At 63.5% G+C, this 15,968-nt stretch carries 10 protein-coding genes; 4 read left to right on the top strand and 6 right to left on the bottom strand.

What is annotated here, in order from left to right; translation table 11 throughout:
- Positions 1–103: 103 nt before the first annotated feature.
- Positions 104–793, top strand: a complete 690-nt coding sequence (gene recO, locus J9870_RS23725; protein ID WP_210640629.1) for a DNA repair protein RecO — start codon at positions 104–106, stop codon at positions 791–793.
- A gap of 49 nt (positions 794–842) precedes the next feature.
- Entirely contained in the window at positions 843–1,586 is a 744-nt protein-coding gene (gene pdxJ, locus J9870_RS23720) for a pyridoxine 5'-phosphate synthase (protein WP_210640627.1), read from the top strand.
- A 119-nt stretch (positions 1,587–1,705) separates the two neighbouring features.
- On the opposite strand, the gene mltF is transcribed toward pdxJ, so the two are convergent.
- On the bottom strand, positions 1,706–3,166 hold the full coding sequence (gene mltF / locus J9870_RS23715; RefSeq protein WP_210640625.1) for a membrane-bound lytic murein transglycosylase MltF: 1,461 nt from the start codon (positions 3,164–3,166) through the stop codon (positions 1,706–1,708).
- A gap of 288 nt (positions 3,167–3,454) precedes the next feature.
- On the opposite strand from mltF, the gene purL reads away from it, so the two are divergent.
- A complete protein-coding gene (gene purL, locus J9870_RS23710) occupies positions 3,455–7,351 on the top strand; it encodes a phosphoribosylformylglycinamidine synthase (protein WP_210640622.1) in 3,897 nt (1,298 codons plus the stop codon).
- 4 nt (positions 7,352–7,355) lie between these two features.
- A complete protein-coding gene (locus J9870_RS23705; RefSeq protein ID WP_210640620.1) occupies positions 7,356–7,667 on the top strand; it encodes a YqfO family protein in 312 nt (103 codons plus the stop codon).
- Positions 7,668–7,886: 219 nt separating this feature from the next.
- Here the strand turns inward: J9870_RS23705 and nagE are convergent, their stop codons facing one another.
- Genes nagE through J9870_RS23680 form a run of 5 tightly spaced genes read right to left on the bottom strand, consistent with a single transcriptional unit; the run spans position 7,887 to position 15,041 of the window.
- Positions 7,887–9,602 (bottom strand): N-acetylglucosamine-specific PTS transporter subunit IIBC, encoded by a 1,716-nt coding sequence (gene nagE, locus J9870_RS23700; RefSeq protein ID WP_210640618.1) that lies wholly within the window; start codon positions 9,600–9,602, stop codon positions 7,887–7,889.
- Positions 9,603–9,635: 33 nt separating this feature from the next.
- Positions 9,636–12,149 (bottom strand): phosphoenolpyruvate--protein phosphotransferase, encoded by a 2,514-nt coding sequence (ptsP, locus tag J9870_RS23695; protein ID WP_210640617.1) that lies wholly within the window; start codon positions 12,147–12,149, stop codon positions 9,636–9,638.
- Between the two features lie 33 nt (positions 12,150–12,182).
- On the bottom strand, positions 12,183–13,205 hold the full coding sequence (locus J9870_RS23690) for an SIS domain-containing protein (RefSeq protein WP_210640615.1): 1,023 nt from the start codon (positions 13,203–13,205) through the stop codon (positions 12,183–12,185).
- The gene (gene nagA, locus J9870_RS23685; protein WP_210640613.1) at positions 13,186–14,292 is read right to left on the bottom strand and encodes an N-acetylglucosamine-6-phosphate deacetylase; all 1,107 of its coding nucleotides are present in this window, start codon (positions 14,290–14,292) and stop codon (positions 13,186–13,188) included. The genes J9870_RS23690 and nagA overlap by 20 nt, the downstream gene beginning before the upstream one ends.
- 17 nt (positions 14,293–14,309) lie before the next feature.
- Entirely contained in the window at positions 14,310–15,041 is a 732-nt protein-coding gene (locus tag J9870_RS23680) for a GntR family transcriptional regulator (RefSeq protein WP_030139601.1), read from the bottom strand.
- Positions 15,042–15,968: the final 927 nt, after the last annotated feature.

The raw sequence follows: 15,968 nt of genomic DNA, 5'->3' as shown, positions 1-15,968 counted from the left end.
CATGGATGTTGACTGAAAGTCCGTTATCGCGAGCAAGCTCGCTCCCACATTGGTTTGGGGTTGCTTGTAAAACTGTGCTCGCTCATTGAGAACTGCGATTCCCATGTCCCCCACCCAACCCATCGCCCAACCCGCCTACGTCCTGCACTCGCGCGCCTACCGTGAAAGCAGCGCCCTGGTGGACTTCCTCACGCCGCAAGGGCGGTTGCGGGCGGTGTTGCGCGGGGCGCGGGGCAAGGCCGGGACGCTGGCGCGGCCGTTCGTGCCGCTGGAAGTCGAATTCCGGGGGCGGGGCGAGCTGAAGAATGTCGGGCGCATGGAAAGCAATGGCGTGGCGGCGTGGCTCAACGGCGAGGCACTGTTCAGTGGCTTGTACCTCAATGAATTGCTGATCCGCCTGCTGCCCGCCGAAGATCCTCATCCTGCCGTCTTCGACCACTACGCTGCCACGCTGTTGGCCCTGGCCGAAGGCCGTGCGCTGGAACCGCTGCTGCGCTCGTTCGAATGGCGGCTGCTGGACGACCTCGGCTATGGCTTTGCCCTGAACACCGACCTGCATGGCGAACCCATCGCCGCCGACGGCCTGTACCGCTTGCAGGTGGATGCGGGCCTGGAGCAGGTCTATCTGCTGCAGCCCGGGCTGTTCAACGGCGCTGAGCTTCTGGCCATGGCCGAGGCCGACTGGAGTGCGCCGGGCGCTTTGTCGGCGGCCAAGCGCCTGATGCGCCAGGCCTTGGCGGTTCATTTGGGTGGCCGGCCGCTGGTCAGTCGCGAGCTGTTTCGCAAGCCCTGATCAACCCGTATGCTGTGGGCCGACTATTTGTCCCTTCAGGAGTCTTTTCGTGAGCACCAGCAATCGCATTCTTCTCGGCGTGAACATCGACCATGTCGCCACCCTGCGCCAGGCCCGCGGTACGCGCTACCCGGATCCGGTCAAGGCTGCACTGGATGCCGAAGAGGCGGGCGCCGACGGCATCACCGTGCATTTGCGTGAAGACCGTCGCCACATCCAGGAGCGCGATGTGCTGCTGCTCAAGGACGTGCTGCAAACCCGCATGAACTTCGAAATGGGCGTGACCGAAGAAATGATGGCGTTCGCCGAGCGCATCCGCCCGGCGCACATTTGCCTGGTGCCGGAAACGCGCCAGGAATTGACCACCGAAGGCGGCCTGGACGTGGCAGGGCAGGAAGCGCGGATCATGGCGGCGGTGGAGCGACTGTCGAAGATCGGTGCCGAGGTATCGTTGTTCATCGATGCCGACGAGCGGCAGATCGCAGCCTCCAAGCGTGTTGGCGCCCCGGCCATCGAACTGCACACCGGCCGTTACGCCGATGCCGAAACGCCAACGGACGTGGCTGATGAGCTGCAGCGCGTAGCCGACGGCGTCGCCTTCGGCCTGGCCCAGGGCCTGATCGTCAATGCCGGCCATGGCTTGCACTACCACAACGTTGAAGCCGTCGCGGCGATCAAGGGTATCAACGAACTGAACATCGGCCATGCACTGGTGGCCCATGCGTTGTTCGTCGGGTTCAAGTCGGCGGTATCGGAAATGAAAGCGCTGATCCTGGCTGCCGCCAAATCCTGATCCCGCCATCAACCTCCTGTGAGAGCGAGCTTGCTCGCGATAGCGGGCTGACAGTCAACATCAATGCTGAATGTCAGGCCCTCATCGCGAGCAAGCTCGCTCCCACAGGGGGGTATGACTTAAAGTGGCGGGGTTTCCTGGTTCGGCTTGCTCTTGTCGACGCCCGGCACGTGCAGGTTGCCCTCGGCCACCTGGTTGCCTTCGAGTTGCGGCTGCGTGACCCAGGTCAGGATGTCGTAGTAGCGACGGATGTTCGCCACGAAATGCACCGGCTCGCCGCCCCGGGCGTAGCCGTAGCGGGTCTTGCTGTACCACTGTTTCTGGGACAGGCGCGGCAGGATCTTCTTCACATCCAGCCACTTGTTCGGGTTCAGCCCTTCCTTGGCTGCCAGTTTACGGGCGTCGTCCAAGTGACCGCTGCCCACGTTGTAGGCGGCGAGGGCGAACCAGGTGCGGTCCGGCTCCTCGATGCTCTCGTCCAGTTGATCCTTCATGTAGGCCAGGTACTTGGCCCCGCCCATGATGCTCTGCTTCGGATCCAGGCGGTTGGACACGCCCATGGCCTGGGCGGTGTTCTGGGTCAGCATCATCAGGCCGCGCACCCCGGTCTTGGAGGTCACAGCCGGTTGCCACAGCGATTCCTGATAGCCAATCGCGGCCAACAGGCGCCAATCGACTTTCTCTTTCTTGGCGGAGGCCTTGAAGTGTTGCTCGTATTTGGGCAGCCGTTGCTGCAAATGCTGGGCGAAGGTGGTAGCGCCCATGTAGCCGAGGACATCGACGTGCCCGTAATAACGGTCTTTCAAGCGCTGTAGCGTGCCGTTCTTCTGCACCTTGTCGAGGTAGGCGTTGATTTCGTTGAGCAGGCTGTTGTCTTCGCCGGGCGCCACTGCCCAGCTCTGGCTGCGGGCGTCGCCCAGGTCGAAGGCCACGCGCACGTTGGGGAAATACACCTGGTTCATCGCCACTTCGTTGGAGTCCACCAGGGTCAGGTCGATCTGGCCCTCATCGACCATGCGCAGCAAGTCGACCACTTCAACCGCGTCGGACTCTTCGTATTCGATGCCTGGATATTGCTGTTTCAACTGCGCCAGCTGTTCGGCGTGGGTGCTGCCCTTGAGCACCATGATCTTCTTGCCGGCCAGGGCGGCGGCATCGGTAGGGCGGGACTGACCGTTGCGGTAGATGACTTGCGGGGTCACTTCCAGGTAGGGGTGGGAAAACCGCACCTGTTTCTTGCGCTGCTCACTGCTGACCAAGCCGGCAGCCGCCAGCACCGGGCCATTGGGTTTGCCGATCTGGTTGAACAGGTCGTCGAGATTGTCGGCGGCCTCGATTTTCAGCTCTACCCCCAAATCGTCGGCGAAGCGCTTCACCAGCTCGTATTCGAAGCCGGTTTCACCGTTGCGATCCTCAAAGTAGGTGGCAGGGCTGTTTCGGGTAACCACCCGCAGCACGCCATCCTCCTTTACGCGCTCCAGTGTGTTGGGTTTCTCAACACAACCACCGAGCACCAGGAAGAGTCCGGTAGCGATCAGCCATTTGGCATATCGCGGACGCAAAGCCGTTGGGGAAAACATCTGCGCAGTATACGCAAACGGCCCCTGCCGCCATATCTCGACAGCAAAAGGCCAGTCTGCTAGCCGTTGCAAAACATGTCCGTAACGCAGGCGGGCCGGCGTGGGACGAGCTTTGCACCGCTGAAAAATATCTCGCCAGGATCAGGGTAATAGGCTCCCGACAGGGCCGTTGGCGCAAAGACCGACATTCGGCCTGCACCGCGCGTGCCGTTTCGGGTGCCGTTGCCGGCGGTTTAGGCTAGAATGCACGGCCTCAAAGCACACCCCCTTCCCGAGGCTGTCCCGAAGATGTTGATCCTGCGCGGCGCTCCTGCCCTTTCTGCCTTTCGCCACAGCAAACTCCTTGAGCAACTGAGCCAGAAGGTACCGGCTGTCAGTGGCTTGTATGCTGAATTCGCTCACTTCGCCGAAGTCACCGGCGGTTTGACCGGCGACGAACAGCAGGTGCTCGCGCGCCTTCTGAAGTACGGTCCCAGTGTTCCCGTCCAGGAGCCGACCGGTCGCCTGTTCCTGGTGCTGCCACGTTTTGGCACCATTTCGCCGTGGTCGAGCAAGGCCAGCGACATTGCCCGCAATTGCGGCCTGGCGAAAATCCAGCGCCTGGAGCGCGGCATTGCCTTTTATGTCGCCGGTGAGTTCAGCGAGGCTGAGGCCCAACTGATCGCCGACGGCTTGCATGACCGCATGACCCAGGTCGTACTGGGTAACCTGGAGCAGGCAGCCGGCCTGTTCAGCCACGCCGAACCCAAGCCACTGACCGCCATCGACGTGTTGGGCGGCGGCCGCGCCGCGCTGGAAAAAGCCAACGCCGAGCTGGGCCTGGCCCTGGCCGAAGACGAGATCGATTATCTGGTCAACGCCTTCCAGGGCTTGAAGCGCAACCCCCACGACATCGAACTGATGATGTTCGCCCAGGCCAACTCCGAGCACTGCCGCCACAAGATCTTCAACGCCAGTTGGGACATTGACGGCCAGAGCCAGGAAAAAAGCCTGTTCGGCATGATCAAGAACACCTACCAGATGCACAACGAAGGTGTGCTGTCGGCCTACAAGGACAACGCGGCGGTGATCGTCGGCAACGTCGCCGGTCGCTTCTACCCGAACCCTGAGACCCGCCAGTACGGTGCGGTCCAGGAGCCGGTGCACATCCTGATGAAAGTCGAGACCCACAACCACCCGACCGCCATCGCGCCGTTCCCGGGCGCGTCCACCGGTTCCGGTGGCGAGATCCGCGACGAAGGCGCCACCGGTCGCGGCGCCAAGCCCAAGGCTGGCCTGACCGGCTTCACCGTGTCGAACCTGCAGATCCCGGGCTTCGAACAGCCGTGGGAAAAGCCGTACGGCAAGCCTGAGCGTATCGTCAACGCCCTGGACATCATGATCGAAGGCCCTCTTGGGGGCGCTGCGTTCAACAACGAATTCGGCCGTCCGGCCCTGACCGGTTACTTCCGTACCTTCGAACAGTCCATCAGCACCCCGCGCGGTGAAGAAGTTCGTGGTTACCACAAGCCGATCATGCTTGCCGGCGGCATGGGCAACATCCGCGCCGACCACGTGCAGAAAGGCGAAATCCTGGTTGGCTCCAAGCTGATCGTCCTCGGTGGCCCGGCCATGCTGATCGGCCTGGGCGGCGGCGCGGCTTCCTCCATGGCTACCGGCACCAGCTCGGCAGACCTGGACTTCGCCTCGGTCCAGCGGGAAAACCCGGAAATGGAACGCCGTTGCCAGGAAGTCATCGACCGTTGCTGGCAGTTGGGCGAACACAACCCCATCAGCTTCATCCACGACGTCGGCGCGGGCGGTCTGTCCAACGCCTTCCCGGAACTGGTCAACGACGGTGGCCGTGGCGGCCGCTTCGAACTGCGCAACATTCCGAACGACGAGCCGGGCATGGCCCCGCACGAAATCTGGAGCAACGAATCCCAGGAACGTTACGTCCTGGCGGTCGGCCCGGCTGACTTCGAACGCTTCCAGGCCATTTGCGAACGCGAGCGCTGCCCGTTCGCCGTGGTCGGTGAAGCCACCGCCGAGCCGCAACTGACCGTCACCGACAGCCACTTCGGCAACAGCCCGGTGGACATGCCACTGGAAGTGCTGCTGGGCAAGGCCCCGCGCATGCACCGTTCGGCCGTCCGTGAAGCCGAGCTGGGCGATGATTTCGACCCGTCGACGCTCGACGTTGCTGATTCCATCGAACGCGTACTGCACCACCCGGCCGTGGCGAGCAAAAGTTTCCTGATCACCATTGGCGACCGCACCATCACCGGCCTCGTGGCCCGTGACCAGATGGTCGGCCCGTGGCAGGTGCCGGTGGCCGACGTTGCCGTGACCGCCACCAGCTTCGACGTCTACACCGGTGAAGCGATGGCCATGGGCGAGCGCACGCCGCTGGCATTGCTGGACGCTCCGGCGTCGGGCCGCATGGCGATTGGCGAGACCCTGACCAACATCGCGGCCTCGCGCATCGGCAAGATCTCCGACATCAAGCTGTCGGCCAACTGGATGTCCGCCGCTGGCCACCCGGGTGAAGACGCCCGTCTGTACGACACCGTCAAGGCCGTCGGCATGGAGCTGTGCCCGGAGCTGGGCATCACCATTCCGGTCGGCAAGGACTCCATGTCCATGGCCACGCGCTGGAACGATGAAGGCGTGGACAAGAGCGTGACCTCGCCACTGTCGCTGATCGTCACCGGTTTCGCCCCGGTCACCGACATCCGCCAGACCCTGACCCCGCAACTGCGCATGGACAAGGGCACCACCGACCTGATCCTGATCGACCTGGGCCGTGGCCAGAACCGCATGGGTGCCTCGATCCTGGCCCAGGTGCACGGCAAGCTCGGCTCGCAAGCGCCGGACGTCGATGATGCCGAAGACCTGAAGGCGTTCTTCGCCGTCATCCAGGGCCTCAACGCCGACGGTCACTTGCTGGCCTACCATGACCGTTCCGATGGTGGTTTGCTGACCACCGTGGTGGAAATGGCTTTCGCCGGCCATTGCGGCCTGAGCTTGACCCTCGACAGCGTTGCAGAGTCCACCGCAGAAATCCCGGCCATCCTGTTCAACGAAGAACTGGGTGCGGTGATCCAGGTTCGCCAGGACGCCACCCCGGACATCCTCGCTCAGTTCAGCGCCGCTGGCCTGGCCGACTGCGTCTCGGTGATCGGTCAGCCGATCAACAACGCCCACATCAACATCACCTTCAACGGCGACACCGTCTTCGAAGGCCAGCGCAGCCTGTTGCAGCGCCAGTGGGCGGAAACCAGCTACCAGATCCAGCGCCTGCGCGACAATGCCGACTGCGCCGAGCAGGAATTCGACGCGCTGCTGGAAGAGGACAACCCAGGCCTGAGCGCCAAGCTCAGCTACGACGTCAACCACGATGTGGCCGCGCCTTACATCAAGAAAGGCATTCGCCCACAAGTAGCGGTACTGCGCGAGCAGGGCGTCAACGGCCAGGTGGAAATGGCGGCGGCATTCGACCGCGCCGGTTTCAGCGCGATCGACGTGCACATGAGCGACATCCTGGCTGGCCGTGTCGACCTGAACGACTTCAAGGGCATGGTCGCCTGTGGCGGTTTCTCCTACGGCGACGTGCTGGGCGCCGGTGAAGGCTGGGCCAAGTCAGCGCTGTTCAACAGCTGCGCCCGTGATGCGTTCCAGGGTTTCTTCGAACGGACCGACAGCTTCACCCTCGGCGTGTGCAACGGTTGCCAGATGATGTCCAACCTGCACGAGCTGATCCCGGGCAGCGAGTTCTGGCCGCACTTCGTGCGTAACCGTTCCGAGCAGTTCGAAGCCCGCGTGGCGATGGTCCAGGTCCAGGAGTCGAACTCGATCTTCCTGCAGGGCATGGCCGGTTCGCGCATGCCGATCGCCATCGCCCACGGCGAAGGCCATGCCGAATTCGAAAGCGAAGAAGCCCTGCTCGAAGCCGACCTGTCCGGTTGCGTGTCGCTGCGTTTCGTCGACAACCACGGCAAGGTCACCGAAACCTACCCGGCCAACCCGAACGGCTCGCCGCGCGGGATCACCGGCCTGACCAGCCGCGACGGCCGCGTCACGATCATGATGCCGCACCCCGAGCGGGTATTCCGCGCGGTGCAGAACTCGTGGCGTTCGGACGACTGGAACGAAGACGCGCCATGGATGCGCATGTTCCGCAACGCCCGCGTCTGGGTGAACTGAGGCGGTGTACAAGCTCTGCTTCTTCGTCCCGGCCAGCCACCTGGACGTGGTCAAAAGCGCCGTATTCGCCGCCGGTGGCGGGCGGATCGGCGACTATGACCACTGTGCCTGGCAAGTGCTGGGCCTGGGCCAGTTCCGCCCGTTGGACGGCAGCCAGCCGTTCATTGGCGAGGCGGGGCAGGTCGAGCAGGTCGAGGAATGGAAGGTGGAGCTTGTCGTTGCCGATGAGTTGATCCGTTCGGTGGTGGCGGCGTTGAAGCAGAGCCATCCCTACGAGACACCGGCGTATGAGGTGTGGCGGTTGGAGGATTTCTGATCCTTCTGGCGCTTGAATGAAAAACCCGCTGATTGATTCAGCGGGTTTTTTATTGTTGTGGCGAGGGGTGGTCTGTCAGATGTGTTGGGTGTGTGCCGGCCTCATCGCGAGCAAGCTCGCTCCCACAGTGGATGGGTGTTGTTCACAGAACAAGTGATCGACACCGAACCCTGTGGGAGCGAGCTTGCTCGCGATAGCGGAGTTTCAGGCAACGAACACTCAGGCTTTGACATCCGCCCTACGATTCAGCACCACCGCCTCCAACGCCTGCCACAACCCCGGCGCTTTCTCCCCAAGCAGCAAGTGCCAGACTCCCCCCTCCAACGGACTAACCCCCTGGCAACCCAGTGTCTTGAGTTGGCTTTCCGACAACCCTTGGCCATCGGCCAGTCGCACCCGTAACCGGCTCGTCGCCACGCAATCGAGCTGCAACACATTGCCAGCGCCACCCAGCGCATCCAGCCACTGCTGCGCTTCGTCCCCGGACACGGCGGTCGGTTCAGCAGGTTCAGCCAGCGCAACCACGGGCGCAGTGGCTGGACGCTCGGAAGAGGGCAACGCCAAGCGGATTTCATCGGCAATGCTGTCGGCCATCGGCCCGACCACTACCTGCAAGCTCCCGCCATTGCCGGGACGCACCACGGCCATGGCGCCAAGGGCTTTGAGTTGCGTGTCGGACGCTTTGTTGCGATCGACCATGTCCAGGCGCAGCCGTGTGGTACAGGCGCCGACGGTGATCAGATTGTCCGCACCACCCAAGGCCTGGATGTAGGCCTTGGCGCGCTGGTTCTGGGCGATGACCGGTTTGTCCCCGGCCGGCACGTCTTCACGCCCCGGGGTCTTCAGGTCGAAGCGGCGAATGCAGAAGTCGAATACAACGTAATAGATCACCGCATAGACCAGGCCCACTGGTACCACCAACCAGCCGTTACTGGACTTGCCCCAACCCAGGACCATGTCGATGAAACCGCCGGAGAAGGTGAAGCCCAGGCGGATGTTCAGCAGATCGGTGATTGCCATCGACAGCCCGGTGAGCAAGGCATGCAACAGGAACAACAGCGGCGCGAGAAACATGAAGGCAAATTCCACCGGCTCGGTGACCCCGGTGAGAAACGACGTCAGCGCCATGGACAGCAAAATACCGCCCATGACTTTGCGCCGCTGGGGCAGGGCATTGCGGTACATCGCCAGGCACGCGGCGGGCAGGCCGAAAAGCATCACCGGGAACATGCCGGTCATGAACTGGCCGCCATTGGGATCACCGGCAAAGTAGCGGGTCAGATCGCCCGTGACCACCGCGCCGGTTTGCGGGTCGGTGAAGCTGCCGAAGATGAACCAGGCCATGTTGTTGAGGATATGGTGCAGGCCGGTGACGATCAGTAGCCGGTTGAACACGCCGAACACAAACGCACCGACGCTGCCGCTTTCCATCAGCAAGGCGCCGAAGCTGTTGATGCCCTGCTGGATCGGCGGCCAGATCAGGCCGAACACCACGCCGAGGCCGACGGCGCTGAAGCCGGTGACAATCGGCACGAAGCGCCGGCCGCCAAAGAACGCCAGGTATTCCGGCAGCTTGATGTCCTTGAAACGGTTGTACAGCGCACCGGCCAAGAGGCCACTGATGATCCCGGCGAGCATGCCCATGTTGATGCTGGCATCGAGAACTTTCAGGGTCGCAATCATCACCAGATAACCGATGGCCCCAGCCAGCCCCGCCGTGCCGTTATTGTCCCGGGCGAAACCCACGGCGATGCCGATGGCGAAGATCATTGCCAGGTTGGCGAAAATCGCCTGCCCGGCATCGTGAATGATGGCGATGTTCAAAAGGTCGGTGTCGCCCAGGCGCAGCAACAGGCCGGCAATCGGCAGGATCGCGATCGGCAGCATCAGCGCGCGGCCGAGGCGTTGCAGCCCTTCGATAAAATGTTGGTACATGGTGTCCCTTCCTTATCGTTCTTCGATGTGGGCTCAGGCCTGGGGCCAGTGTTGATGACAGGCCTGGCGCACGGCGGCGGCACTGCCCAGGTTCAGCAGTTCGGCGCTGAGGCAAGCGCACTTGACGGTGTCGAGCTGGCGCACGCGCGCCTTGATTTCAGCGATCTGCGGCGGGCTGACCGATAGCTCGCGTACGCCCAGCCCGATCAGCACGGGCGTGGCCAACGGATCGGAGGCCAAGGCGCCGCACACGCCGACCCAGCGTCCATGCTTCGCCGCGCCAGCGCAGGTCTGGGCGATCAGCCGCAGCAGTGCTGGGTGCAGGGCATCGACCCGGGCGGCGAGGCCCGCGTGGTCGCGGTCCATGGCGAGGGTGTATTGCGAGAGGTCATTGGTGCCGATGGAGAGGAAGTCCGCGTGTTCGGCCAGTTGTTCGGCCAGCAACGCGGCGGCCGGTACTTCGATCATCACCCCCAGTTGCGGGCGCTCGCTCAGGCCCAGCTCGCTGCCCAAGGCTTCGAGACGCTGGCGGATATGCAGTAACTCGTCGACCTCAGTCACCATTGGCAACAGGATTCGGCAGCGGTTCAGCGGGCGGGTTTGCAGCAAGGCCCGCAATTGCTGATCGAGCAGTTCCGGCCGCAGTTGGGCCAGGCGAATACCGCGTAGGCCAAGCACTGGGTTGGCTTCGGCCGGCAGCGGCAGGTAATCCAACTGCTTGTCGCCGCCGACATCGATGGTGCGGATGATCACCGGCTTGTCGCCCATGGCATCGAGCACGGCTTGATAGGCCTGGCGTTGTTCTTCTTCATCGGGCGCGGTGTGACGGTCGACGAAGAGGAATTCAGTACGCAACAAGCCAACCCCGTCGGCACCGCTTGCCAACGCCTGGGCCGCATCGCCACTGGAGGTGACATTGGCCGCCACTTCTACATTCACGCCGTCGCGGGTGTGCGCCGGTGTGTGGGCGAGGGCCTGTTGTTGCGCGTGTTGGGTCGTTCGCCGCATTTGTTCTTGCTGCACTTGGGCCAGGCGCTCGGCGGTTGGCGCGAGTTCGAGACGGCCGCCATCGGCATCCAGCACCACCGATTGCCCTGGCACCTGTACCAGCAGTGCATCGCCCAGCGCCACCAGGCACGGCAGGCCTTTGCCGCGGGCCAGGATCGCTACATGGGAGGTTGCCCCGCCCTCAACCATGCACACGCCGGCCACGCCTTGGGCACTGAGTTGCAGCAGATCCGACGGGGTCAGTTCCTGCGCGGCAACGATGGCGCCCGCAGGCACGTCGAATTGCCAGGCCTCGCCCAACAGCGTCCGCAAGACCCGCTGGCGCAGGTCGCGCAAATCATTGGCGCGCTCGGCCAGCAGCGTGCTGCCCAGTTGCTGCAACACCTGGCATTGGACGTCGATGGAACGGCTCCAGGCGTGGGTCGCGGCACTGCCCTGGTCGATGGCAAGGTGCGCGGCGTCCAGCAAAACCGGGTCTTCCAGCAGCGCCAGATGGGCGCTGAAGATCGCTTCTTCGTCGCGCTGGCGGCGGGCTTTGGCGTTTTCCAGAGTGAATTGGATTTCGCGACGGACGTGGACCAAGGCATTGCTCAGCCGCTGTCGTTGTTCTTCGACGTCGTGGCGGCCAGCGTCCTCGGGCAATTGAATGCCATTCAGCCGAACCAACGGCCCGGCCACCAGACCGGGAGCGGCACACACACCGTGTAGCACGCCGTCTTCGGCGCTACGGTTTTGTGCTTTTACCGCAGGCGCCACCGCATGGGCTTCTTCAATCAGGGCTGTGGATAACGTGCTCAGCAAGGCATGCAACGCCGCCTCCGCATCGCTGCCCCGGCAACTGACATGCACCTCGGCCTGCTCGGTAATGGCCAGGCCCATCATCCCCATCACGCTGTCGCAGGACGCCGATTTGCCTTGGAAATGCAGTTGCGAGCGGCTTTTGAAACCCTGGGCGGTCTGGCGAATCAGCGCTGCCGGGCGGGCGTGCAGGTCGCCGCGATGGGCGATGCGGACCTGGCCGAAGACTTCGTTGCCAATGTCCTGGTCTTCGTCTTGCCTCTCACTCGGGGTCTTGGCGACCACATGCAACAGCGGCTCGCCGACCTTCACCCCTTTGAGGGTGATGGGCCGCGCCAGGAAATGCTCGCCGTTGGTGATGACTAACAGGCTGACCAAGCTCTTGCAGCGCAGCGCCACTTTGTCCACGTCATAGCGCAGCAGCGCTTGGCCGTTGCTGACCCGCGCACCTTCCTTGACCAGCATGGAAAACCCCTCGCCTTGCAACTCGACCGTGTCCAGGCCCAAGTGCAGCAGCAGTTCGGCGCCGTTGTCGGCCCGCAGGGTCACGGCGTGGCCGCTGCGGGCGACGTGGATCACTTCGCCGGCGCAGGGCGCGTAGAGGGTGTCATTCAGCGGGTCGATGGCAATCCCGTCACCCATCGCGCCGCTGGCGAACACCGCGTCCGGGACGTTGGCGAGGGTGAGCACCGGGCCGCTGAGCGGGGCGCTGAGGATCAGCTCTTTATTATTGTTGGGCATGGGCTCGCTCTCATCATCAGAAGAACTGTCGGTTCAGTGCGTACGGGTGACCTTGCTCAAATGCCGTGGCTGGTCCGGATCCAGGCCTCGGGCCACGGCCAGGCTCGCGGCCATGCCGTAAAAGCTCTGGATCGCCAGGATCGGGTCCAGGGCCGGGTGTTCGGCGCGGGTCAGCGTCAGGTCGCGTTCGGCGATGTCATCCGGTGCCGCCAGCAGTACCCGGGCGCCGCGTTGGCGCATGTCCGCGGCCAGGCTCAACACTCCGGCCTGCTCGGCACCGCGCGGGGCGAACACCAGCAGCGGGTAGTCGGTGTCGATCAGTGCCATCGGCCCGTGGCGGACTTCGGCGCTGCTGAAGGCTTCGGCCTGGATCGCCGAGGTTTCCTTGAACTTGAGCGCGGCTTCCTGGGCGATGGCGAACCCAGCGCCCCGGCCGATCACCATCAACCGCTGGCAGTTGCGCAGGGCTTCGACGGCAACGCTCCAGTCCTGACGGGCGGCATCGCGCAAACCTTCGGGCAGGGCATTGCCGGCTTCGAGCAACTCGGCGTCGTCCTTCCAGTGGGCCACCAGTCGCGCACTGGCGCTGAGGGTGGCAATGAAACTCTTGGTGGCGGCGACGCTGCTTTCGACGCCGGCGCACAGCGGCACGCTGAATTCACACGCCGCTTCCAGCGGTGAATCGGTGGCGTTGACCAACGCCACGCTCAAGGCGCCACGCTTGCGCAGCAGGCGCAGGCTGTCGACCAGGTCCGGGCTCTGTCCCGACTGGGAAAATGCAAAGGCCACTTGGCCGCTGACCTTGAGCGGCGCCTGCTGCATGGTCACCACCGACATCGGCAACGATGCCACCGGCAAGCCCAATAGCTGCATGGTCAGGTAGGCGAAGTAGCTGGCGGCGTGGTCGGAACTGCCCCGGGCCACGGTCATCGCCACTTGCGGCGGCTGACGGCGCAGGCGCCCGGCGATTTCCTGCAGCGCCGGGTCCAATAGCTGCAACTGGCGCTCGACGGCTTCGAACGAGCTCAGGGCCTCTTCAAGCATTTTGCAAGTCAATGGCTTCTCCTTCGACCATCACGTCGGTCAGCGTCAGGGAACGGTCAAGGCGCACGCAGTCGGCCCAGGCGCCGGGTTGCAGGCGTCCGCGCTCGTGCAGGCCGAGGTAGTCGGCAGGGAATTGGGACAGGCGTTGCGAGGCCTCGCGGATGGGCAGGCCGATTTTCACCAGGTTACGCAGGGCCTGGTCCATGGTCAGGGTGCTGCCGGCCAGGGTGCCATCGGCCAGCCGTACGCCGCCCAGGCACTTGGTCACGGTGTGGCTGCCCAGCTTGTATTCGCCATCGGGCATGCCAGCGGCGGCGGTGGAATCGGTCACGCAGTACAGGCACGGGATCGAACGCAGGGCCACGCGCATAGCGCCGGGGTGTACGTGCAGCAAGTCCGGGATCAGCTCGGCGTATTGCGCATGGGCCAGCGCCGCGCCGACGATGCCCGGTTCGCGGTGGTGCAACGGGCTCATGGCGTTATACAGATGGGTGAAACTGCTGGCCCCGGCCGCCAGCGCGGCGACGCCTTCCTCGTAGCTGCCCAGGGTGTGGCCGATCTGCATGCGCACGCCCCGGGCGCTGAGGGTGCGAATCAGGGCGTCGTGGCCGGCGATTTCCGGGGCGATGGTGATCACCCGGATCGGCGCCAGGGCCAGGTAACTTTCCACCTCGGCCAGCAACGCGGTGTGGGCGAAATTCGGTTGCGCGCCCAGTTTGCCCGGGTTGATGTAAGGGCCTTCCAGGTGCACGCCGAGGACCCGGGCGTTGCCGTGGCGCCGCTGCTCACAAAACTCGCCGAGGCCCTTGAGCACGCTGGCGATCTCGTCGCTGGGCGCGGTCATGGTGGTCGCCAGAAACGACGTCGTGCCGAAACGCACATGGGTGCGGGCGATGGTTTCGAACGCCGGGGCGCCTTGCATGATGTCCATGCCACCACCGCCGTGGACGTGCAGGTCGACGAAGCCGGGCAGCAGGTAGGGCAGGTCGTTGCTCGCCGGATCGCAGGGCTGGCCTTCGATGCGCGCGACTTTGCCGTGTTCATGGATCAGGCGGCCGCGAACCCAGCCATGGGCGGTGAGGATGTTGTCTTCGGACATGGGCACTCTCTAGTCGTCTAACGCCGCAGCTCTGCGACAAAGTCGTAGTAGTCGTTGCGGCAATAGGTGTCGGTGACTTCGATGGGGGTGTTGTCTTCCAGGTAGCCGACCCGAGTCATCAGCAACATCGCGGTGCCGGGGGCGATGCCCACCAGGGCGGCGAATTCGTCCGAGGCGTTGATCGCCTGGATGTGCTGCAGCGCGCGCACCACCGGTTTGCCAATGCCGTCGAGGAATTCGTAGAGCGAATCGCCCACCGCTTGCGGCTTGGGGATGATGCTGGCGGGCAGGGTGCTCATTTCGATGGCCATGACCGTGTCGTCGGCTTTGCGCAGGCGCTTGAGCCGCGCGACTTTGTCGGTGGGCGACAGGCCCAGGCGGATCAGTTCTTCGTGGGTTGGCGGAGTGATTTCCCGTTCCAGCCATTGCGAACCGGGCACGAAGCCCTTGAGCCGTAGCATCTCGCTGAAGCCGCTGAGGCGTGACAACGGTTGTTCCAGACGCGGGGTGATGAACGTGCCCGAGCCCTGGTTGCGGCGGATCAGGCCTTGTTCGAACAGCACTTCCAGCGCTTTGCGGGCGGTGACCCGGGAAATGCCCAGTTGCTCGCTCAAGCTGCGTTCGGATGGCATCGCTTGCTCGGCTTTCCACTGGCCGGCGTGGATGGCGGCTTCCAGGTTGCGGGCCAGTTGCAGGTAGAGCGGGGTGGGTTGGGTGTCGTCGGGGCGCAGGGCCAGGATGTCGTTCATTGATGTATCCGATGCGGATTTGTAGGAGTTTTCGCTCGGTGAGTGGGGTGAAAACTAATACCACTTGAATACCATGTCAACGTTGGTTCTGGTGGGTTGCGCGTGTTTATGGGGTGTTTTTAGAAGGGTTGTTTGAAGTGGTATTAGGGTGGTGGGGATAGTGCGTGAAATTACTTGCTTTGGGCTGGGGGGTTAGAGGTCAGTGGTATGCATGGGGCGCGGGTTTTGAAATTTGATATTTATTTTTGTGGTGACCGGCGGTTGTTTGTTTTGTGTGTATATCCGTTGCTTCGGTAACGGCGGCTTAGGGTTCCGCCCTTACGGCGGCTCACTTTTGAGAAGCCCGGAAGCCGGCCCAGTCAAAAGTAAGCAAAACGCTTTTGCCCCACCACTTGGCACCTCGCTTAGGCTCGGTGTGCCCTCACTCCGGCATTGCTCCGTGGGCCCGCCGCGAAGGGCCATCCATGGCCCAGCGCGGCTACCTCGGCATCCATGCCGAGGTACCCACTGCGCAATACCTGCGTTCGGCCAGCGTGGTTAACGGGGCGCTGAGATCAACGTCCACCCCACCACGAGGCGGCCTGATAGCCGACCTGGCGCACCCAGTCGTACACCCGTCAGATCTGTGGGAGCAAAGCTTGCTCGCGAGGCGGCCTGACTGCCGACCTGGCTCTCCCGGTCGTACTCCGATTCCCCTGTGGGAGCGGGCTTGCTCGCGAAGGTGGCATAACAGCCAACGAGGATGTTGAATGTACTGTCCTCTTCGCGAGCAAGCCCGCTCCCACAAGGTGTTTGCGGCGTATATGAGTGTTGTGGCTGCTGAAAATCCAATGTGGGAGCGAGCTTGCTCGCGATGGCGGCGGTTCAGTCACATGGATATTGGGTTTGCTGGCCTCATCGCGAGCAAGCTCGCTCCTACAGGAGAAA

It is taken from the genome of Pseudomonas sp. Tri1, assembly GCF_017968885.1.
In the GTDB taxonomy this organism is placed as follows: Bacteria; Pseudomonadota; Gammaproteobacteria; order Pseudomonadales; family Pseudomonadaceae; genus Aquipseudomonas.
The sequence above is the reverse complement of the archived record's forward strand: the minus strand, read 5'-3'. Positions and strand labels throughout refer to the sequence as shown.